A 21,436-nucleotide genomic window follows, 5' to 3' on the forward strand; every position below is an offset into this window, starting at 1 on the left:
AGCTAAAGACTGTAGTCTATAAAGCTAAAAAGAAAAGGCTGGGCTAGTTAAAGATTAGCCCAGTTATTTTCACCAGAAAAGGGGAAAATGCATGCCAAACATTATTTCTAAAGAACAAGATGAAGCAATTAAATACTTTAGAAACAAATTAAATTTATCAGACAGAGACTTATACATACCGTTGATTAATTTTGAATTACTTAGAGACAAGAACGAACAATATGCGAACGTCCTTTATGAGCTTTATAAAAATGACCCTTATTTGTTTATCAGAGCATTAAAAGAGGGTTACGTGGTTAATCAACCAATTGAATTTGACGAGGCCATTGTACGTTTCTTTAATGGAGAAGAGCTAGCTATTGTACATAAAACAACCGAGAAGATACAATGTAAATGTGAAAATGAAGCAGCTGCCAGACGGCTTTACATTACAAACAATGGATACGTGGTTATGGAGTGAGATTGTTTAAATATTATAGTTTTGGCAGTCCCTTTCTAAGAGCTTTAACAGGGTCTTTGACAATATTACCAATTCCTTCAGTGACCTGTTGTCCGATTGTTGAAAGACCTTGTGTAGCATTGGAAATATTAATAGTACCAGCTGAAGTTAATTGATTTAATATTTGCTGTCCTTTCGATCCGAAAGAGGACAAACCGTTTTTGATATTGTTTGAAAACGTATTTGAATCAATACCTATTGCTCTAGAAAGGTCTTCAAACGAACCTATACCTGGTATAAAGGCTAGTGGCCCTGCAATCTGATAAAACGACAAACGTTCTAGGATGTTTAAAATGTCATTTGCAGAAAGAGGTCTCCAATCACCATTGCCTCTCTCTTGAGAGTGAAATATACAGTATTTTAATCTGCCACTGTTATAAAGATTAGTCAACAAATCATTACGGTAAATGCAATTTTTAAAACTTGCAATGCCATTTTCAAAAGCAGTTTGAATTGCTATAGGCAATGCTGCAGGAATTGTTTCAGGAGCGGCCACCATAGCTGCAATTAAAGGCGTAACTGATATAACAGCTTGTTGAGTAGCTTGCTGAAAACACTTTTCAACTTCATTTCTAACGAGATCTTCTAAGTTTTTTGGATAAATGACTCTTGCTATTATTCTAAAGATAGATTTTCGCGAATAAAGGCAGAAACCAAAAGGACTATCACAACCTTCAGCTTTAAATTCTGGCATTGACTTCTCTTCAAAGAAAACAACATCCTGTACAGAATCATTTTCTGTTGGACTTTGACATCTAGGAAAAGGACTAGCTGATTCGATTGGCGAACAACAGTATACCCATTTACATACATAGCGTTTACCATTCCCTTCAAATGTTTCCACATCTTCAATATTAAGTTGTGGGTTCTGAACAATTGGAGGGGAAGGGGCTGGTGTGCCTATAGGAATATCTAATGCATAATAACAAACATCTTTGCTGTTATTTTTTAAACAATTATAATATGCATTAATGTAATCTAAACTCCAAACGAAATCTCGGTGAGGCATTTTCAGCCTATTTATTTGTTTACTACAGTGGGTGTTTAGATAACCATAATTGGGAGCATTAAAGTAATAGGGACTAGTATAGCCATAAAAATTGTTATACATAAATCCACCTCTTTGGTCACTTTTGTAAATATGGTATTTTATGTTAATTGGTTTTATGTCAAAGACAAGTTGATAAAATTATCATTTTATTTTAATTTCAAAAGGAATTGTTAAGTTTTTCCCCTCATGGTAATATGTTATTGAATTAATGATTCTTTTTTACTATAGGGGGATAAACAACATGGATCATGAGGCTACAGGGGAGTTACCTTTAGAAAAGCCAAAGAAGACTAAAAAAGTTATTTGGATTGTTTCAGTTTGTGCGGTGGTTGCACTTATAATTGGAGGAATCTATGGCTATCAAGTTTACAAAAAGAACAAAAAACTTGAGCAGCTAGAAGCGTATTCTAAGAAAGAAGAAAGTCTTGTCACTGATATGACTTCTTTAGGTGCAAGTTCAGAAGAAATAATTAACGAAGTTGAGACAACTTGGCATGATGTTATTTTTAATGACCTACATAAAGTAAATGGAACATATGTTAGCGATTTTAATGATGCATTAGTTCAGCTTTACGCAGGTTATGAAGATGAAGGTAAGATTTCTGATTTAGAAGATACTCAAGAGACAATTGAAAAGCAGATTAAATTGATGAAGAATCATCCTTCTGAATTCGATGATAATTATGATTATCTGCTCGAGATATATAAAAACGTAAAGCAATTGTCTGATTTGGCTATTGAACCAAAGGGAAGTCTTGAGACTTATAAACAAGAGGCTTTGGATACCGACAATGCTACTTCATCTGCAATGGATGATTACGATTTGAAGAAAGTAACCTTTAAAGAGCTTAAAAAGAAATATGAATAGCTTTGCCCAGGTGTTCCGTTCTGAACGGAACTTCTCTTAAAAATTATTTAGAGTAAAAATAAAATTACTATTGACGATAATGTGAGGGTGATGTAAGATAAGAATATCCCACAGAGAGAAAGGAGGTCGTAAAGTGAAAAAGGAATTGAAGATATTAAAAATTAAACCAGCTGCAATTGAAGCCTATAGAAATGATGTTAAAAGGAATTATGACATCGAAGAAGACCAGGCTAGAAGAAAATTAACAAGGAATGTAATGTTGGTAAAGGAATTTAGGCCCGAAGGAATTAAGAAAGGTTTTATTTCAAAGACATATTCATATGGAAATCTAAAGATCACTGTAAGACATAATACGATCATTAAAGTAAGAAACATTAAAGGCGATCCAGAGCCTTGGAATTTTCCTAAAAAGAGATACATAGAGCTAAACAAACTACTTGGTATTAGAGATTGTAAGTTTAGCAGCAAGTCTAATTATAGAAATAATAAGAATAAAAATAAAATTAATAAATGAAAGAGGCTGATTATTTACATGGCAGAAAACAAAACGGTATTACGCGAAGCAGATAACATTGTAACAATTGAAGGAACTTTAGCTGAAGTACGACACACTGAATGGAAAAATGGAAATGGATTAAATATTGAATTAGACATTGAAGTTGCGCCAAACGAAGTACATACAGTGAAAGGATTTTCGAAATATAAGAAAGCTGATGGCACAGATAATGCTATTGCAAAAGGGTATCAAACTATCATAAGTGATTATAAGTCCATTGCAGAACATGGGAGAGAACAAGCTGATAAAGTGAGAATCACCCAAGGGAAGATTGGATTAAACGAATATTACTCTCAAGGGATTTTAAAGGCGTACCCACAGTTAACCACCAACTTTGTAAACAGACTAGATGCTAATGAAGAATTTAATCCTAAAGCTGAATTTGATGTTGAACTGTTTGTTAAAAATGTGACTGAAGAAAAAGTTAAAGGTGAAGAAACAGGGAGAGTTAATTTAAATGGTTATATCCCTTTGTATGGCGGGAAAGTCATTCCTTTTACATTTGTAGTGACTAAGGAAGGTTCTCAATATGTTGAAAACAATTATGAAAAAGGATCTACGGTTAACGTTTTTGGGAAGATCATTAATTATAAAGAACAAAAAGTAACAACCAAAACTGCTGCATTTGGAGAAGACAAAAAAGAAATCACTTCAATTACAAAAAGAGAGTATCTAGTTACAGGGGGTAACGATCCTTATGATGAAGATAGTAAAAATGCTTTTAATCCAGAAGTAATTAAAAAAGCATTGACTGAAAGGGAGACTTATCTAGAAGGACTTAAGAACGAAAGCAGCAATGAAAACAATAAAAAATCTGGTTTTGGTGGAAGTGCTCCTAATAACAAGCCTTCAAAGCCGGTTGAAATTTCAGATGATGATCTACCTTTTTAAAAACAAATAAATCGTTATTCTAATACATAACTGGGGTGAGCTTCGACTCACCCAACAAATTCCAAAATTAAAGGAGAGTTCTAATGGCAATCGATATTTTCAACCCTCAAGTTTCTGTAGTAGCAAAAGGATTAGAAGGAAAAGTTATCACAATCTACGGTTCTAACAACTTAGGTAAAACTAAGCAAAGCACTCGGATGAAGAAACCTTTGTATCTGCCATTCGAAAAAGGATTAAATGCAATCGCAGGCGTACAATTCATGCCTATCAATAGTTGGGCTGATTTTAAAAAGGTAAACAAACAGTTAACTAAAAATGCTGAAAAGGCCAAAGAAATGTATCAGACAATCATTGTTGATGAAGTAGACGCTTTTGCTAAATATGCAACTAGATACGTATGTGAGCAATATGATGTAGAACGGATTAAAGATGGTAATGATGGGTTTGGCCTTTGGAAAGAGTATGAAACTGAAGTATGGGAAGAAATCAATAAATTAATTGGTGTAGGATTTACTGTTATCTTTATTGCTCATGCTGCTGAAGACAAAAAAGGTAAAGTATATCCTAAGGGGGATAAACGAGTTTTAGCTCCAGTAATTGATAATAGTGATATTGTTCTCTATCTAAGTTCTAATGGTGTTGATGAAGATAGAAAAGTAATCAAATCAAGTGCTTGGTTAGCTGAAACTGAAGAGCATTTTGCTCGTAGCCGATTTGATTACATTGACACATACTTACCTGAATTTACTGCAGAAAACTTAGAAAAAGCAATTATTGAAGCAGTCGAGAGACAGGAGCAAGCAGAAGGAATTGTTGCTGTTACATACGAAGAGCAAAAACAAAACAACGCTTCAGAAGAACTTGATTTTAACTCATTAATGGATCAAATTAAAGAAATTGGCATGAAGCTTAATGAAGAAGGCCGTTTAGAAGAAGTTAATGAGATTACAGAGAAACATTTAGGTAAGGGTGTAAAAGTTACTGAGTGCAGCCGTAAGCAAGTAGGTGTCATGTCTGTAATTCTAGATGATCTAAAAGACCTTCTAGCAGAATAAAAGAGGAGGGATAATTCTCTCCTCCTTATTAGGAGTGATTATTTGGGGAGACAAGTTAAATGTCCTTATTGCGAGACCAAGTTAGACAAAGACTCAGCCATTCCTTATAAAAAAAGATATTACCATGAAAAGTGTTTTAATACCTGGAAGCAAGAATCAGATCACAGAAAAGAGTTAATTCAATACATATGCAATTTATATGGTCTTATATCTCCAACTGGCATGATGTTAAAACAAATTAAAGAGTATCAAGAGGAATACGGATATAAGCTTAAAGGCATTGAGCTAGCACTTAAATACTTTTATGAAACTCTGGATAATCAACCCAGAGAAGGAGATGGCATTGGAATCGTTCCATTTGTTTATGATGAAGCAAAGCGGCATTACATTAGACAAAAGGCCATCCGAAAATCAGCTGAAGACCCAAAGAATCATAAAAGAGAAGAAATTACGTTAGTCGTAAAAAAAGGAATGAGAAAGAAAAGAGGGCTAGTTGATATCTCAACGCTATAGGAAGGAGAGTCCATTTGCTACAAGACAAACAGGCAATAATTCAAGTTTTAGGGAGCATTCTAAAAGATCCCACAATCTTGTCAGAGAGCAATAAATATAAGATAACTTCGGATGATTTTCCTTCAAGGTTTCATTCAATATTGTTTTTTGCCATGAGCAACCTATTTCATCAAGGAACTGAAGTATTGAATGAGGTTGAAATAGATGGATATCTAAAGGATTACGATATTCAATATAAAATTTTCCATGATAATAACGGTCTTGAATATATAGAAAGAATTCAAGAGTTGGCAGTTGTCGAAAACTTTGATTACCACTATAAAAGATTAAAAAAGTTTAGTCTGCTTAGAGAAATGGATGGCTTGGGATTCGATATTAAGGAAATATATGATGAATCTCTGATTGACCCAAAAGAACAAGAAAAGATGCAAGAACAGTTTGATAAGAAGTCGATTGATGAGATTTTAGCAGCTTATGAAATGAAGATTGTAGACATAAAAGAAAAATTCAGAACTTCATCTGAAAGTGTGGGAATCCAGGGCGGAGAAGGTATTAATGAATTATTGGATTCATTCGAAGAGTCCCCGGATATTGGAGTTCCATTAAATAGCGAAATGCTCACCTCAATATTTCGTGGATCACGGAAGAAAAAGTTCTATCTGCGCTCAAGTATTACAGGTGGCGGTAAAACAAGAAACATGGTCGCTGACGCTTGTCGCTTAAGTGCAACCGAACTTTATGATCCTAAAAAGAAGGAATGGGTATCAAACCCATGGAGTGAAAGTTCTACGGTTATTTCAACAGAAATGATGGCCGAAGAATTGCAAAGCTTAGCACTTGCCTACATTAGTGGTGTAGAAGAGAAAAAAATCCTTAGAAACACAATCAATGAACAAGAAAAACAACTTGTGCGTAAGGCTGCTAAAGTTCTTCAGGAGTCTAACATATGGTTTGAACATCTGCCTGATTTTAATGTTCAGGAGATTGAAAGAACCATTGAAAAGAACGTCATTAAAAACAATGTAGAGTACGTTTATTTCGATTATATACACTCATCAGTAACCATTTTTTCAGAGATGAGCAAAAAAAGTGGGGTCAATTTAAGGGAAGACCAAATTCTTTTGCTTATGTCGGATAAGTTAAAGGGCTTATGTAATAAATATGATGTCTATATGATGAGCGCAACTCAGTTGAATGGTGATTGGAAAGAAGCATGGTTAAAAGGACAAGTAATAGATGCTTCTTATTTGAGAGGAAGTAAGGCTATCGCAGATAAAACAGATGCTGCAATGATTATTCTTCCTTTAAGTAAAAAAGAGAAGGATGCAATTGATCCAATTTTAAAAGAAGGATTTTATCCAGAGCCAAATTTTGTTACACATGTATTTAAAAATAGGGGAAATGAGTATGACAAAGTTAAAGTCTTCTCTTATATCAATATGGGCAACATGCGGATAAAGGACTGTTTCACAACAAATCTTGACAATGAACTAATCACAGTTGAGAAATTGAATATAAAAGCAGGATGAGGGGTGTAGCGCCCTTTGAAGTATGATAAAGACAGAGTAAAAGAAAGCCTAACCATTGAGGATATACATAAGATTTTAAAAGATTTAGGTAGTGAGAACAATCTGTGGGATCAACAAGGAAATCCAATTTACAGAACCGTTTGTCACAATGCTTCTGGTGGAAGCTATAAGCTGTATTACTATCATGAAGCAAAACAGTTTCACTGTTATACAGAGTGTGGGGATAATTTTGATGTATTCGAACTTGTTATAAGAGCAAAAAGCCAAAAAGGAATTAATATCTCTTTTAATCAGGCTATCGAATATGTTGCCAAAATATCAGGAAGAACATTTGGATTTGGGAATAAAGAGACATACATAAACAATGATTTGATTGATGACTGGGAATGGATGGGGAAGTTCAAAAAGAAGAAAAAAATACATATTGAGCTCCCCAGCTTTAATGAAACTGTTCTAGATGTGTTTGTGCCTTATCCTCACCAATTGTGGCTAGGTGAGGGAATAAGTCATAAGACATTAAAAGAGTTTGAGATTGGGTACTATTTTAGACCACATACAGAAGGGATTACCATTCCCCATCGAGATTTAAATAATAGGTTGATTGGTATACGTAGGCGCTCAATGATTAAAGAAGAAGTTGATGCAGGCTATAAATATATGCCTTTAAAAGTTGGCAATATCTTATATAACCATCAAACAATGATGAATCTATATGGATTACATAAAACAAAAAATTCGATAGAAAGGTTCAAGAAAGTATTGATTTTCGAATCAGAAAAATCAGTATTAAAATGCCAAGATTTTTACGGTGAATCAAACTTTACCTGTGCTGTTTGTTCAAGTAATATATCTAATTTTCACCGGGACATTTTATTGTCTCTTGGTGTTGAAGAAGTTTTTATTGCTCTTGATAAATATCGACCACCAAAAGAACATGAAACAGAGGAGAAATATCAAGAAAAACTGGTTGAATATCAGAAGAAAATTCTAAAGCTCGCAGCAAAATTTACTCCTTATGTTCGTGTATATGTTTTGTGGGATTATGAAGGCTTACTGGATTATAAGGACTGCCCAGCGGACAAGGGAAAGGAAACTCTAGAGGAGCTAATGAGAAGGAAAATTGAGATTGGCACAGATGAAGGGGGAAATTAATGGAGTATAGGCTAATTGGCGACAATGATTATAATTTCGATCCTTTAGCTACTATCTTAAAAAATAGAGGCATAGAAGATCCAAAGTTATTTGTTAATGTTGATCACAGTTCAGTTATTCATTATTCAAAGCTTAATAATATTGATAAAGCTGCAGATTGTCTTATCAAGCATTTAAATAATAAAAATAAATTGTTTGTTCAGGTAGACAGTGATGTTGATGGATACACATCCAGCTCAATCATTATAAATTACATAAAGAAGATTTGTCCGAAAGCTAATATACATTACAGAATTCAAGATGGGAAAGAGCATGGGATTTTTATTGATACAATTCCTGATGATGTTGACTTAGTCATAATCCCGGATGCAGGTTCAAGTCAATTTGAGGAACATGAGGCTCTTAATAAGAGAGGCACAGAAATAATTGTTATTGATCACCATGAATGTGAACGAGTGTCTGAACATGCGATCGTAGTAAATAATCAACTTTCGCCTAATTATTCGAATAAAACTCTGACAGGTGCAGGAATGGCCTATAAATTTTGCCAAGAAGTAGATGAAAAGCTAAATAAAAGTGAAGCTGAACAATTCTTAGACCTTGTATCTATTGGTAACATTGCAGATTCGGCTGATTCAAGAAACCTTGAAACCAGGTATTTTATGAATGAAGGCTTGAAGAAAATTAAGAATCCATTATTAAAGAAGCTATTTAAGAAGCAAGAGTTTTCAACCAAGGGTGACAAGAACATACAGAATACACAATTCTTTATTAACCCCTTAATTAACGCTGCCATTAGGGTTGGAAGCAGTGAAGAAAAAGATCAAATGATGAGAGCATTCTTACTTTCTAAAGAAAAGGTTCCCTACAAAAAACGTGGACAACATGATACTGAGCTTGTGTCAATTCATGATGACACGGTTAGGGTTCTAGGAAATCTAAAGGCAAAGCAGAAACGGATTGTTGATGCAGCTGGAGCTGAAATTAAAAATAGAATAGAGGAGAAAAATTTAACAGCGAATAAAGTACTCATTGTTTACATTGAAGGGATTCTAGATAAAAGCCTAACTGGACTGGTTGCCAATCAGCTTGCAGAAGAATATAAAAAGCCGGTCTTATTAGCAAGGAACGATCCCGAAAAAGGTAGAGATATCTTGAGTGGCTCTATACGAGGATATGACAAAGGGTTTATAAAGGATTTTAAGAAAGTGCTTATAGATACTGGATTATTTGAGTTTGTTGAAGGTCACCCAAATGCAGCTGGCTTTGCAATTAAACGACAGCACTTAATACTGGTGAACGAAGTGCTGAATGAAAAATTTAAAGACATAAGTATCGAAGAAGATATTCAGAATGTTGATTTTGAGATACCAGCAAAACAATTGAGAAAAGAATTTATCCTTCAACTTGATGGTTACAAAGACTTTTGGGGTTACAAAGTTGAAGAACCATTAATAGCTATAACGGAACTTGAAATTGATGTCGAACAAATTGAGCATTTAGGGAAAAAGAATAAGACAACTGTTAAATTTAAGCATGGCGATATTGAATACATAAGGTTTAAAAGTGATGAGAACTACTTTAATCAGCTTACAGAATCAAATGGAATGTTAGTCATTAATGTAATTGGTAAAGCAAAGACAAATGAATACAAAGGCAAGAAAACGCCTCAAATAGAGATATACGAATTGGAGGTGGTTCGCACAAAGAAAAAAGAACTTGTGTTTTAAGGGGGATGAAAAATTGATTGGATGTCACTGTCACACTGATAAAAGTAACATAAGACTACTCGATTCAACAAACTCAGTTAAAGAACTGCTCAAAACTGCAGTGAATATGGAATATAAGGGATTGGCCATAACTGACCATGAAGTCCTCTCAGCACATTTAGATGCTATTCGAACAGTTAGAGAAATGAAAAAGAAGGGGGATATGCCAGAAGATTTTAAACTGATATTGGGCAATGAAGCGTACCTAGTCGATTCTTTAGAGGAAGTTCGAGATAACTATAAATCGGGAGAGACAAAATTTCCGCATTTCTTGATGTTGGCAATTGATCCAAAAGGACATGAGCAGTTAAGAATACTGTCTTCTCAAGCCTGGGGAAACTCATTTTACACAGGAATAATGGAAAGAGTACCAACAGTAAAAAAGGATGTAGAGGAGTTATTAAGTAAAGATCCAGGCCACATCATTGCTACCACAGCTTGCCTGGGGTCTGAGGTAAACATTCACCTGTTAAAGATAAAGGCTTTTGAAGAAACTGGTGATTTTCAGTCGATTAAGCAGCACAAACTAAAAATTCATGAGTTTATAACTTGGTGTATTGAGGTTTTTGGGAAGGATAAGTTTTTTATCGAGCTTCAACCATCACTGAGTGAAGAACAGATTTACTGTAACAAGAAGCTGATAGATATAGCCAACGGATATGACTTGCAAATGATTGTTACAACAGATGCTCACTATCTAAGACCAGAAGATAGAGCAATTCATCAAGCCTTTTTAAACGCAAAGGATGGAGAAAGAGAAGTTGATTCCTTTTATGAAGCCTGTTTCGTTCAAAACGTTGATGAAATTCATGAGAGAATGGACTACATTGATAAAGAAGTCATTGATCAGGCAATAAAAAATACATTGCTTATTGGAGAAATGATTGAAGACTATTCTATAGAGCACGAACCAATTATCCCTAAGATGGAGCTTCCAAACTTTAAATTAAGACATTTATTTAAACCAGCATATGATCAATATGAATATATAAAAAAGATGTCTGAATCAGCAGATGAACAAGATAGATATCTCCTTAAGTTAATCGAGGACGGATTTGAAGAGAAATTAAAAACAAGCGAACTAACGAGAGAAGCTTTTCATAAAATATTGAACAGGATTAACGTTGAGCTGGGTGAACTATGGGAAATCAGCCAAAAGCTGAACCAGTCTATGCCTTCTTATTACATAACAGTTAGAGAAATCATTAATATTATTTGGGATGATGAGTGTGGAGGAGATAGTTTAGTTGGGGCAGCTAGGGGAAGTGCTGCAGGTTACTTAGTTAATTATCTTCTCGATAACACTCAAATTAATCCAATGCAATATGATTTACCACATTGGAGACATATACATAAATCGAGACCTGACCTTCCAGATATCGATATTGATACTGAAGGATCAAAAAGACAAAAAATTCTTAAGGCACTTAGAGAAAGGTTTGGAGACAAACGTGTTCTTCAAATTGCTACTTTTGGAACTGAGGGTTCAAAATCAGCGCTTCAGACAGCATGTAGAGGCTTAGGAATCGATAATGATATATCCCAATATTTAAGTGGAATGATTCCATTTGAAAGAGGATCTAATTGGCCTTTAACACATTGCTTTTATGGTGACAAAGAAACTGACAGGAAACCGATTAAAGAGTTTATTAGGGAGGTTGAACAATACCCTAATCTTAAAGAAACAGCTCTAAAAATTGAAGGATTAACTAACAAGCGCTCTTCTCATGCAGCCGGTGTAATTATCTTTAACGATGAATATACAAAGTCGAATGCAATGATGAAAACTCCTAAAGGAGCTTATATTACGCAGTTTAATATGGGTGACAGTGAAGCTATGGGCTCAGTAAAGTTTGACCTTCTTACAATTGAGGCTTTAGATAAGATTCGAGTAACCCTAGACCAATTAATCGAGAATAAAGAAATTGAATGGCAAGGAAGCTTAAAGAAAACATACAACAAATACATCCATCCAGACGTAATTGAGTATGAAGATGAAAAGCTATGGGAAATGGCAGGTAATGGGGAGATCATGGATTTGTTCCAGTTCTCAACTGAGGTTGGTCATCAATCAGTTGTCAAAGTAAAACCTAAGAACTTACTTGAAGCAGCAGTAACCAATTCTTTAATGAGGCTTATGTCAGACGGTGAAGAACAGCCTGTAGATACATATGTTAAATACAAAAATGACCTTAATAAATGGTATGAAGAAATGAGGCGGTACGGGCTAGGCGAAAAGGAAATCAGAGTAATGGAGAGGCACCTTAAGGACATTTATGGTGTTGCTGATACTCAAGAAGTGGTTATGCAGATGGTTATGGACAAAGATATAGCTAACTTTGACATTAAAGAATCAAATTATCTTAGGAAATCCATAGCAAAAAAGAAAGAAGATGTACTAAAAGAAGTGGAAGAATTGTTTTTTAAAAAAGGAAAGGAGATCGGCACTTCCGATAACCTGTTGAATTATGTCTGGAATGTTCAATTTAAAAGACAGTTCGGCTACAGTTTTAGTTTACTCCATACTTTGGCATATTCAATTATTGCGTTACAGGAATTGAACTTAAACTATCGATATAATCCTTTATACTGGAATACTGCTTGTTTAACGGTAAACAGCGGAGGAATAGATACCGAGGATACAAAAGACAACAAAAAGACAGCTGCTACAAACTACGGCAAAGTTGCTTCAGCCATCGGAACCATCAGACAAAGAGGGATTAAAATAGACCTTCCAGATATAAATAAGGCTGATTTTGGTTTTAGGACTGATATTAACAACAATTCAATTTTATTTGGACTTAAAGGAATGAATGGAATTGGAGACGATGTTATTCATCATATAGTTCTAAATAGACCATATAGTGACTTTAACGATTTTATTGAAAGAATGTTTAAGAGCGGCATTATTAAGAAAGGACAAGTAATCCAATTAATAAAAGGAGGCTGCTTTGATTCTTTTGGAGACAGGCAAGAAATCATGAAGGCCTTTATTAGCTTAATATCAGAACCGAAAAATAAACTTACGTTGTCTAATTTAAAAATGCTAATTGAAAACAACATTGTTCCTTTAGAATTTGCACAAGAAGTGAGATTCTTTCGCTTTAAAGATTACATCAGCAAAAAGGTGTACAAAACATTAAAGTCGCCAAAAGATAAACTTCTTTTATTGGATGATGTATCAGCTTCATTTTATAACCAGCATTTCAGTGAGGATAGTGTAGTTGACATGTTAAACGGGCAGCTTGTCATTTCTGAAAAAGCTTTTAAAAAAGAATATGATAACAAGATGTTTAATATAAAGTCCTGGATAACAACAGAAGAACCACTGAAGAAATTGAATGATTGTTTATTAATAAAAGAGTGGGAAAAATACGCCGATGGGTCATTAGGTAAGTGGGAAATGGATTCATTGAGCTATTATTATAATGACCATGAGCTTTCTGGTGTAAACTTTGCCAAGTATGATATTGCTGACTTTTATAAACTACCAGCAGAGCCGGTTAAAGGTAAACCTTATCAATGGAGAGGGAAAACTTTCTATGAATATGAGACTACACGGATTATAGGCACTGTTTTAGATAGGGATAAAAACAAACATACAATTACTCTTCTAACACCTACAGGGGTGGTTACAGTTAAACAGTGGTCGGGCAGCTTTAGTCATTACAATAAACAGATTTCTAGATCCATTGGTGGCGGAAAGAAAGAGGTAGTCGAGAAATCTTGGTATACCAGAGGAACATTACTCATGTTTACTGGTTTCAGAAGAGGTAACAATTTTATTCCGAAAGTCTACAAAAATAGCATATATAATCACACTGTCTGCAGAATAGATTTTGTTGATAATGATGGAAATATGAGTTTGACAACAAAAAGGGAAGAAATATAGGAGGAAACCTTATCTATAAAGAAATAAAGAATAAAAATAAAATTAAATTATATACAATAAAAACTAAATGTGCTATGATAATTTTAATCCCACTGGCAACCTTTTCATACATAAATTTTGAACAACATCATTTAGACACAGGAAACAATCATAACTCAATAAAAGAATCATTTTATGGAAAACCAAAATTAATCAACATACCACAACAGAAGAATCTGGTGCTAAATAAGTTTGCTGAAATTGTTAAAGAGCAGAAAACTAAACAGGAAAAGCGGCGAGAAGATATTCTTAACGCAGCTATTATTAAACCCAAACCAGTGAAAAAGAAAAGTATCAAGAAGGGAGGTGAGGGTAAGAACAAGAATAAACAAATAAAGAATAGAAATAAAATTACATACGATAAAAATGATGATGCTAGGACACTAGATATCGAATTTAGCGCATATGTTGCTAACTGTACCGAAGGCTGCACCGGTCGAACCAAAAGTGGCGTAGATGTAACACAATCAATTTTTTACAAAGGTTATAGAGTAATAGCTACAGATCCAAGTATTATTCCACTTAACTCCGTAGTATTAATAAAAGTAGGAGGGAGTTCATTTAAGGCCATAGCCATTGATACAGGTGGAGCGATTGTTGGCAATAAAGTGGACTTGCTGGTATCAAATGAACAGGATGCAATTAACTTCGGAAGACAACATGGAACGGTTTCAATTATTAATTAGGGGGTATTAAATTGCCTAAATACTGGAGTTATCCTGTTGGACTAGCTATAGAAATTAACAATAATGCACGATATGGATGCCCACATCATGTGGGGAGAAAAGGAAAGATTATCGAGCATTTACATTCAGCTACATATGACTATGCAGTTAGCGATGAAACAGGTGACATTACTTACTTTAAAGAACATGAATTAACACCACTAAAGGGAGGTTTAACTTATGTTTAAAAAAGGTCAAAAGGTAATTGTTGATTTTACAGATGAGATAGGAGCTGTAGCAAAAGTTGATTATCGATACAACCAGGTAGAAGTAAAGTACCCTGATGGGACTTACCAGGTTGTTGGATTTCATAAAATAAGAAAGGTGGAGGATTAATGACATTGATTATATTGGAGGGGCCTGATTGCTGCTTTAAATCAACAGTTGCAGCAAAGCTTAGCAAAGAATTGAGGTATCCAATTATCAAAGGTTCAAGCTTTGAGTTGGCCACAAGTGGAAATGAGAAGTTATTTGAGCACTTCAACAAATTAGCTGACGAAGACAATGTGATTATTGACAGGTTTGTTTATTCTAACTTGGTATATGCAAAGAAATTCAAAGATTACTCTATCCTCACAGAGCAACAGCTTAGATTTATTGAGGATAAAATTAAAGCAAAAGCGAAGGTTATATACTTACACGCTGATTCAAATATTATTAAAAAACGCTTAGATGAAAGGGGTGATGAGTATATAGAAGGAAAAGACATTGATTCAATTTTAGAGTTGTACAGAGAAGTTATGAGCAATGCGGGATTACATACATATTCATGGGATACTGGACAATGGTCAAGTGACGATATTGCTAAAGACATAATCTTTTTAGTGGAATAGGGGAATTTATGAAAAAAGTAATTGCGATTGACATGGATCAGGTCTTAGCTGATTTACTAAGTGATTGGGTAGCTTACATTAACACACACGATGATCCTTTTCTCAAAGAGGAAGACATCCTATGTTGGGATATAAAAAAATATACAAATACCAACAATAATGTTTATAGACATTTAGATTACGATTTGTTCAGGAATCTTGATGTTATAGAAGGCAGCCAAAGAGTAGTAAAAGAACTGATGAAGAAATATGAAGTATATGTTGTAACTACTGCAACAAACCATCCAGAGTCCCTTAAAGCAAAGCTTGAATGGCTCACTGAGCATTTTTCATTTATCCCACATAGCAATGTAGTGCTTTGTGGCAATAAAAGCATAATTAAAGCAGATATCATGATAGATGACGGAATACATAACTTAGAAACATTTGATGGAATGAAAATACTTTTTGATGCACCGCATAACAGGGATGACCACAGATTTATTCGTGTTATGAACAGGGGAGAGATTGAACAAAATTACTATAAAATATCTTTTTATTTAGAATAAAAATAAAATAATTGGAGGTTGTTTATTGATTAAACTACGTGTAATGAGCCTTTTTAGTGGAATTGGTGCATTTGAAGCTGCACTCAGAAACACTGGTGTTGATTATGAGCTGATTGGGTTTAGTGAAATAGATAAATATGCAATCAAATCATATTGCGCAATTCACAACGTTGATGAGCAATGTAACTTCGGTGATGTAAGTAAGATTGATAAGAAGACACTACCTGATTTTGATCTATTAGTTGGAGGGTCTCCTTGTCAAAGCTTTAGTGTAGCTGGACATCGGAAGGGTTTTGAAGATACAAGGGGGACATTGTTTTTTCAGTACATTGAGACTCTAAAGGTGAAGCAGCCAAAGTTCTTTGTTTTTGAGAATGTCAAAGGATTAATTAATCACGATAAAGGTAATACCTTAAATGTGATGGCAGAGGCTTTTAGCGAGGTTGGCTACAGAATTGATTTAGAATTACTTAATTCGAAATTTTTTAAAGTACCTCAAAATCGTGAACGTATATACATAATTGGTATTAGAGAAGATTTGATTAATAACGATGACTGGGCTATTGATAAAACAAGAAAAGATATTCTAATTAAAGGGAAAAAGAGATTAAAAGATTTAGATATAAAAAGGTTTAAATTTAATTGGCCCGTTCAAGATATTGTCCATAAGAGATTAAAAGAAATTCTTGAAGAGTATGTTGATGAGAAATACTACTTAAGTGAAGAAAAGACAAAGAGACTTGTTGAGCAACTGGAAGCTACACAACAAAAAGAACATGAAACAAACGAGCCGTTTATGGTTGGACACGTGGATCTAAAAAGGCATGATGCAATCAAAAGAGTTTACTCACCTGAGGGAGTTAGTCCGACTTTAACAACTATGGGAGGCGGCCACAGAGAACCTAAAATTGCAATAGAACAGTTTTCCTTTGGGAACGGAGTATCTTGTTGTTTGGATGCAAATTATACAAAAGGAACATCACCAGGAGAAGTTGGGAAGGGAAGAAGAACACATATTATTGAAAAAGAAATAATGACTGTAGAGTACTCTAGGAAAACAGGGATTGGAAAAGAACTTGATTTATCTCATACACTTTCTGCTTCTGACTGGAGAGGATTGAACAGAAATCAAAAACAAAATGCTGTTGTTGAGGTTAGACCAGTTTTAACTCCTGAAAGAGAAGAAAAGCGACAAAATGGAAGAAGATTTAAAGACGAAGGTGAACCGGAATTTACGGTAAATACTATTGATAGGCATGGTGTAGCGATTGGAGAATATCCAAAATACAGAATTAGAAAATTAACACCGTTAGAGTGTTTTAGGCTACAAGCTTTCGATGATGAAGATTTTGAAAAAGCTTTTGCAGCGGGAATAAGTAACTCACAATTATATAAGCAAGCCGGTAATTCAATTACTGTAACTGTGCTTGAATCAATATTCAAGGAATTAATACATACATACGTTAATAAAGAATCTGAATAAATTTGTCTTTTATTTAGAATAAAAATAATGTTAGTAGGAGTGTTGATGTATTAATAATGAGCAAATAATTGAAAGGTTTAAACAAAGTGTCGAAGATTATAGAAAGAAAATCAGTAATGGGGAAACTGATCAAGCGCAGCGTTATGTAGAATCATTAGGAGCTGAAATTGAAGCAACAGCAAACTTTATGGAAGTCCTCAAAGCTGGGAAAAAAACGATTGAGGATGAGATATTGCGACAAAAAGGGGAGTGAATATGCTAACTGATCAAGAAAAAATTGACTTGGTAAACGCTCTTGATTTTGTAGTTATTGAACCACATACACAAAGCATTTACGTACATAACGATGAAAAGGCTAATGAAGTGTTACATAAAGTTTTGCACACTATTTCAGTAGATGAGTATATTGAGAGCTTTAAAAAAGGGAACCTAATTGACATCTTTCCTGCAGCAATGCAAGAAGCCGGTGCGGAAGGATTTAAAGATGGACAGTTCGTGATTATGCCAAAGAAATTTTATGTTGATCAATGTTATGCGATGAGTAAGGAAATCGAGCGGTTAACTAACCTAATCAATCTATACAATATTAAACCAAATACATATCGAGGCTTGATTCATTAAATTGTTTCAAGAAAAGACGAAAGGATAAAGGGATGTTTATTGAAAAAGTATTATGTAAGGTGTAAAGACAGCAAAGGTGAAAATGCGTCTCTAGTTATTGAGGCTCTATCACCTGAACAGGCAAAAGAACAAGCATACGAAGTACATGAGATAAGTGATATTTATAATGTAAGTCTGGGAGAAGGAACATCAAGGAATTATCTGGAGCGAAAATATTCTCCATACATAAAAAATGACAACAGCAAGGCAGTAATTATCTTTTCATAAGGGAGGGTTGCTACATGTGCATATATGATCCAATAAAAGAAACTCTCGTGCAAAATATGGATCAACTTAGTAATAAAATCGATGAGTTGTTCATTTACCTTGAAAATGAGTTGCCTTCAACAACTGAAAGACAATGGAAAACTATAGACAAAAAATTCGGTGAGGTTTTTACTAAATCTAACGAATTACAAAATTACATAAGTTGTTTATAAAGGTGAGCAATATCCCTTTGAGTTAATGACATCTGTGATACTTATTATTCAAAATCGCCATTGTTTCTTAACAATTATTTATATGATTGGTAGCATTTATTAAAGAAAGAAGGTGATTTATGAGATTGTCTGTTTGATAAGTATTGGTGCCAGATGAGAATTATATTTTTACAAAGGGGTTATTTTAATGAACAAGTCTTTTTATCGAACAATACTAGCATTAGTTGCCGTATTTGTGCTGGCCTTTGCAACATTTCCTCAAAATAGTGATGCAAAGAGTACAATCTCAACGGATAATATCGACAAGGATAAAGTAAAATCAGAAGCAGAGTTTATTGCAGATCACACTATTGATGTGAGCAAAAAGACTAAGGAAACACTTCTTTCAAAGACAGAAAAGGCAATTGAAGAGGGAGACATTAAGTATCATAATTCAAACGAAAAAGTATTTGATAATGCTTCAGTTAGGGCCATCAAGTATGATGATGGTACAGTAACATATTCAGTTTCTTATTTATATGTGGACACTGAAAAAGTAGATAGAGTAAGTTCATTCAATGTTTCATTTGATAGCGATATGAATATTGAAGAATACTATGAAGTTGATATGAAGAAAATCAGCAGCACTCAAAACGAAATGACTTATTGGGTTAATGGTGTTAAGGATGATGACAAGTCTGGTGTCTTTGAAACAGAAAAAAACTCAGAAGACAAAGCAAGCTCATCTAACATGATGAGTACTCAGAGCTGGACAGGATGCGTGTCAGATTGTTTAGGTGATAAGAATATTAGTCAATGGGCAATCACTGGTTTAGCTATTTTATGTGGCGCTGCATGCACAGCTGGTGTTCCAGCAACAGCAGGAACTGCTTGCTATGCTTGTGTAAATACAGCTGGTATTATTGGTGTAAATGCATTCTTTGATTGTATGGAGAAGTGTAAATGATCAATATTTTAAGTAAAATACTATTTATTTTGTCTGGTTGCGCATTGTTGATCTTTGGGATAATTTTAAAGAATGGATCAATGGCTTTTGGATTATTCGCCTTATTCTTTATAGCGGCAATAATTGTTCGTGTATTTCATAAACGAACTGAAGAGCATTAGCAGCAGCCGTAGTACTGTAGGGGAGGAAACTCTCCTCCTTTTAACAAATATTAAGAATAAAAATAAAATTACTATTGACCATTTAGGGAATTAAGAGTATGCTATATTCATAAGATGAGAGGTGATGCTTTGGAATGTACTAAGTGTTATGAACAAATTAATGAAATCGTCTTTTATTTAAGAATTACAGGTGACAAAGAGTATAAAGAATTTTCGGTACATAAAGAATGCGGTGAGGAACTGCAAAAGATATGTTTGGAACATTGTAAGACCATGAAGTTAGAAAAGACATTAGAGTTTTTGAAATTATATTTAGGATAAAAATAATATTACTATGAAAAATTCCTTTTATCGAGAATGGAGAGATGATGAGTGAATCAAGAAAAATGGGTAATCGTAGTTAGACGTGATGGAGATCAAAACAATGGAAAAGTATATAACAATTTTGTTACTGGAGAAGATTTGATTTTCACAAACCTGGAAGAAGCAGAAAAATTCGCAATGAGAATTGAAACAGAAGGTAGAGGGTTATGGACATTGGTTGAACCGTACAGTAAGCATGTATTAACTGAAAAAGCTTTTGATAACAATTTTGTCGCTACAATGAAAGCTAATCGTGAATCTACTCATGAATCAGTGAGTAAAGAGAGGGAGGTATTTTAATGTCAAATACATGGTTCATCAGTGATCCGCACTTTGGCCATAAGAATATCATCAAATATGAAGGTGATAAACGACCATTTAAAGATACTGAACATATGGACAATGTGATTATTGAGAATTTCAATAAAACGGTTAGCGAAGGGGATACAGTCTTTTGGCTTGGAGATATGTTTTTCTGTAATTCACAAAGAATTGAGTACATAGTGAGTCGGTTAAAGAAAACTAGAAACATACTTATTAGAGGAAATCATGACAAAGGAATTTCAGATACAAAGTTTAGAAGACTTGGTTTTGATCCACATAGGATGTATCTCTATGAGGATTACATCCTTACTCATGAACCAATTTCTCAGGTGAATATGAACAGATTAATTGAGAAATTTCAACTTTGCTGTAATGTACATGGGCACACACATAGTGAAGAAACTGGTCTCGAAAAGCTAAGTCATGTTTGTGTAAGTGTTGAAAATACCGACTTTAAACCAGTAACGATGGATTGGATTAACTCGAAAAGGTGGGAAGGTGCAAGAAATCCTCATTGGAAATAGAAAAGAATTTCCCGGGCAAGCGCAGTATACGACAAATTAAAACAAAAGGAGATGAACGTATGCAAACATTAGATGCACCAATTTACGAAGTTAAACAGGAGAGTGACTGGTATAAGTCTGAGAAGAAACGAAAAGAAGACATTAACTCATTCTTTGATAAATTTGAAGAAAAGTATGGAGTGAAAGAGGGGTTTTCGTTTTATCACTCTGAGTATTTCGGAGTCTACGAAGGAACAGAAGCGTATGAAGTATTTAAAAACGACATTGTTAAAAATCCAGTAGATGGATTCTATGCTTTCAAAAAACGATCTAAGTTCTTCAAAGAAATAAAAACTATGATTGATCAAATTGAAGAGGTGAATCCCTTCAGGTCTCATGATGAACTTGGTTTAAACAACATGACTGGTCGCCAATGGATAGGTGATAGGTGGTTCTTTGGAGTTAAAACTGAACAGCTTGTTAAAGGAGACAGTGTGGTTGCTATCGACTATAAAGAGTATCTGAAAATTGTAATGGAGCATTTAGATTAAAATTCAATTTTTATAGAGACTTTTAAGGAGGTGAATAAGTGGGACGACATAAAGCAACATTTGAAGGGAAGGTAATTAAAAAAAG

General features: G+C 34.2%; 21 protein-coding genes and 2 pseudogenes. 22 read left to right on the top strand and 1 reads right to left on the bottom strand.

Annotated elements, in window-relative coordinates:
* Positions 1–91 precede the first annotated feature (91 nt).
* Positions 92–470, top strand: a pseudogene (locus QA442_RS11620) (hypothetical protein).
* A gap of 3 nt (positions 471–473) precedes the next feature.
* Here the strand turns inward: QA442_RS11620 and QA442_RS11625 are convergent.
* On the bottom strand, positions 474–1,610 hold the full coding sequence (locus QA442_RS11625) for a hypothetical protein (RefSeq protein WP_279473009.1): 1,137 nt from the start codon (positions 1,608–1,610) through the stop codon (positions 474–476).
* A gap of 181 nt (positions 1,611–1,791) precedes the next feature.
* On the opposite strand from QA442_RS11625, the gene QA442_RS11630 reads away from it, so the two are divergent.
* The 21 genes and pseudogenes from QA442_RS11630 to QA442_RS11730 all read left to right on the top strand — a co-directional run bounded on the left by QA442_RS11630 (position 1,792) and on the right by QA442_RS11730 (position 21,351).
* The gene (locus QA442_RS11630) at positions 1,792–2,418 is read left to right on the top strand and encodes an ETRAMP family protein (RefSeq protein ID WP_229762343.1); all 627 of its coding nucleotides are present in this window, start codon (positions 1,792–1,794) and stop codon (positions 2,416–2,418) included.
* A gap of 133 nt (positions 2,419–2,551) precedes the next feature.
* On the top strand, positions 2,552–2,932 hold the full coding sequence (locus tag QA442_RS11635; protein WP_242304298.1) for a hypothetical protein: 381 nt from the start codon (positions 2,552–2,554) through the stop codon (positions 2,930–2,932).
* Between the two features lie 18 nt (positions 2,933–2,950).
* Positions 2,951–3,865 carry a hypothetical protein gene (locus QA442_RS11640; protein ID WP_041338504.1) on the top strand — a complete coding sequence of 305 codons (915 nt, stop codon included), beginning with the start codon at positions 2,951–2,953 and terminating at the stop codon, positions 3,863–3,865.
* A gap of 83 nt (positions 3,866–3,948) precedes the next feature.
* Complete coding sequence (locus tag QA442_RS11645) at positions 3,949–4,920, top strand: ATP-binding protein (RefSeq protein ID WP_004399537.1); 972 nt, start codon at positions 3,949–3,951, stop codon at positions 4,918–4,920.
* 42 nt (positions 4,921–4,962) lie between these two features.
* Complete coding sequence (locus QA442_RS11650; protein WP_279473011.1) at positions 4,963–5,433, top strand: hypothetical protein; 471 nt, start codon at positions 4,963–4,965, stop codon at positions 5,431–5,433.
* 14 nt (positions 5,434–5,447) lie between these two features.
* The gene (locus QA442_RS11655) at positions 5,448–6,962 is read left to right on the top strand and encodes a replicative DNA helicase (RefSeq protein WP_128751181.1); all 1,515 of its coding nucleotides are present in this window, start codon (positions 5,448–5,450) and stop codon (positions 6,960–6,962) included.
* 15 nt (positions 6,963–6,977) lie between these two features.
* Entirely contained in the window at positions 6,978–8,114 is a 1,137-nt protein-coding gene (locus QA442_RS11660) for a hypothetical protein (RefSeq protein WP_279473012.1), read from the top strand.
* Positions 8,114–9,844 carry a single-stranded-DNA-specific exonuclease RecJ gene (gene recJ / locus QA442_RS11665; protein WP_279473013.1) on the top strand — a complete coding sequence of 577 codons (1,731 nt, stop codon included), beginning with the start codon at positions 8,114–8,116 and terminating at the stop codon, positions 9,842–9,844. Before QA442_RS11660 ends, recJ begins: the two co-directional genes overlap by 1 nt.
* A gap of 13 nt (positions 9,845–9,857) precedes the next feature.
* On the top strand, positions 9,858–13,775 hold the full coding sequence (gene dnaE, locus QA442_RS11670; protein WP_279473014.1) for a DNA polymerase III subunit alpha: 3,918 nt from the start codon (positions 9,858–9,860) through the stop codon (positions 13,773–13,775).
* Between the two features lie 74 nt (positions 13,776–13,849).
* Positions 13,850–14,500, top strand: coding sequence for a 3D domain-containing protein (locus tag QA442_RS11675; protein WP_279473015.1), 651 nt, complete (start codon positions 13,850–13,852; stop codon positions 14,498–14,500).
* A gap of 11 nt (positions 14,501–14,511) precedes the next feature.
* On the top strand, positions 14,512–14,727 hold the full coding sequence (locus QA442_RS11680) for a YorP family protein (RefSeq protein WP_064814903.1): 216 nt from the start codon (positions 14,512–14,514) through the stop codon (positions 14,725–14,727).
* A complete protein-coding gene (locus QA442_RS11685) occupies positions 14,720–14,875 on the top strand; it encodes a hypothetical protein (protein ID WP_010331040.1) in 156 nt (51 codons plus the stop codon). The genes QA442_RS11680 and QA442_RS11685 overlap by 8 nt, the downstream gene beginning before the upstream one ends.
* Complete coding sequence (locus tag QA442_RS11690; RefSeq protein WP_071581211.1) at positions 14,875–15,372, top strand: deoxynucleoside kinase; 498 nt, start codon at positions 14,875–14,877, stop codon at positions 15,370–15,372. Before QA442_RS11685 ends, QA442_RS11690 begins: the two co-directional genes overlap by 1 nt.
* Positions 15,373–15,380: 8 nt before the next feature.
* A complete protein-coding gene (locus QA442_RS11695) occupies positions 15,381–15,920 on the top strand; it encodes a 5' nucleotidase, NT5C type (RefSeq protein WP_071581212.1) in 540 nt (179 codons plus the stop codon).
* Positions 15,921–15,945: 25 nt separating this feature from the next.
* Entirely contained in the window at positions 15,946–17,403 is a 1,458-nt protein-coding gene (gene dcm / locus QA442_RS11700) for a DNA (cytosine-5-)-methyltransferase (protein WP_071581213.1), read from the top strand.
* A 255-nt stretch (positions 17,404–17,658) separates the two neighbouring features.
* The gene (locus tag QA442_RS11705; protein WP_071581214.1) at positions 17,659–18,024 is read left to right on the top strand and encodes a hypothetical protein; all 366 of its coding nucleotides are present in this window, start codon (positions 17,659–17,661) and stop codon (positions 18,022–18,024) included.
* 39 nt (positions 18,025–18,063) lie between these two features.
* Positions 18,064–18,291, top strand: coding sequence for a hypothetical protein (locus QA442_RS11710; protein WP_071581215.1), 228 nt, complete (start codon positions 18,064–18,066; stop codon positions 18,289–18,291).
* Between the two features lie 399 nt (positions 18,292–18,690).
* Positions 18,691–19,449: a hypothetical protein gene (locus QA442_RS11715; protein ID WP_071581217.1), complete on the top strand. Its 759-nt coding sequence runs from the start codon at positions 18,691–18,693 to the stop codon at positions 19,447–19,449.
* Positions 19,450–19,982: 533 nt separating this feature from the next.
* Positions 19,983–20,273, top strand: coding sequence for a hypothetical protein (locus QA442_RS11720; RefSeq protein WP_071581219.1), 291 nt, complete (start codon positions 19,983–19,985; stop codon positions 20,271–20,273).
* Positions 20,273–20,821 carry a metallophosphoesterase gene (locus QA442_RS11725; RefSeq protein ID WP_071581220.1) on the top strand — a complete coding sequence of 183 codons (549 nt, stop codon included), beginning with the start codon at positions 20,273–20,275 and terminating at the stop codon, positions 20,819–20,821. The genes QA442_RS11720 and QA442_RS11725 overlap by 1 nt, the downstream gene beginning before the upstream one ends.
* Positions 20,822–20,827: 6 nt before the next feature.
* Positions 20,828–21,351, top strand: a pseudogene (locus QA442_RS11730) (hypothetical protein).
* Positions 21,352–21,436 lie beyond the last annotated feature (85 nt).

This window comes from Bacillus stercoris (genome assembly GCF_029772985.1).
GTDB lineage: Bacteria > Bacillota > Bacilli > Bacillales > Bacillaceae > Bacillus > Bacillus stercoris.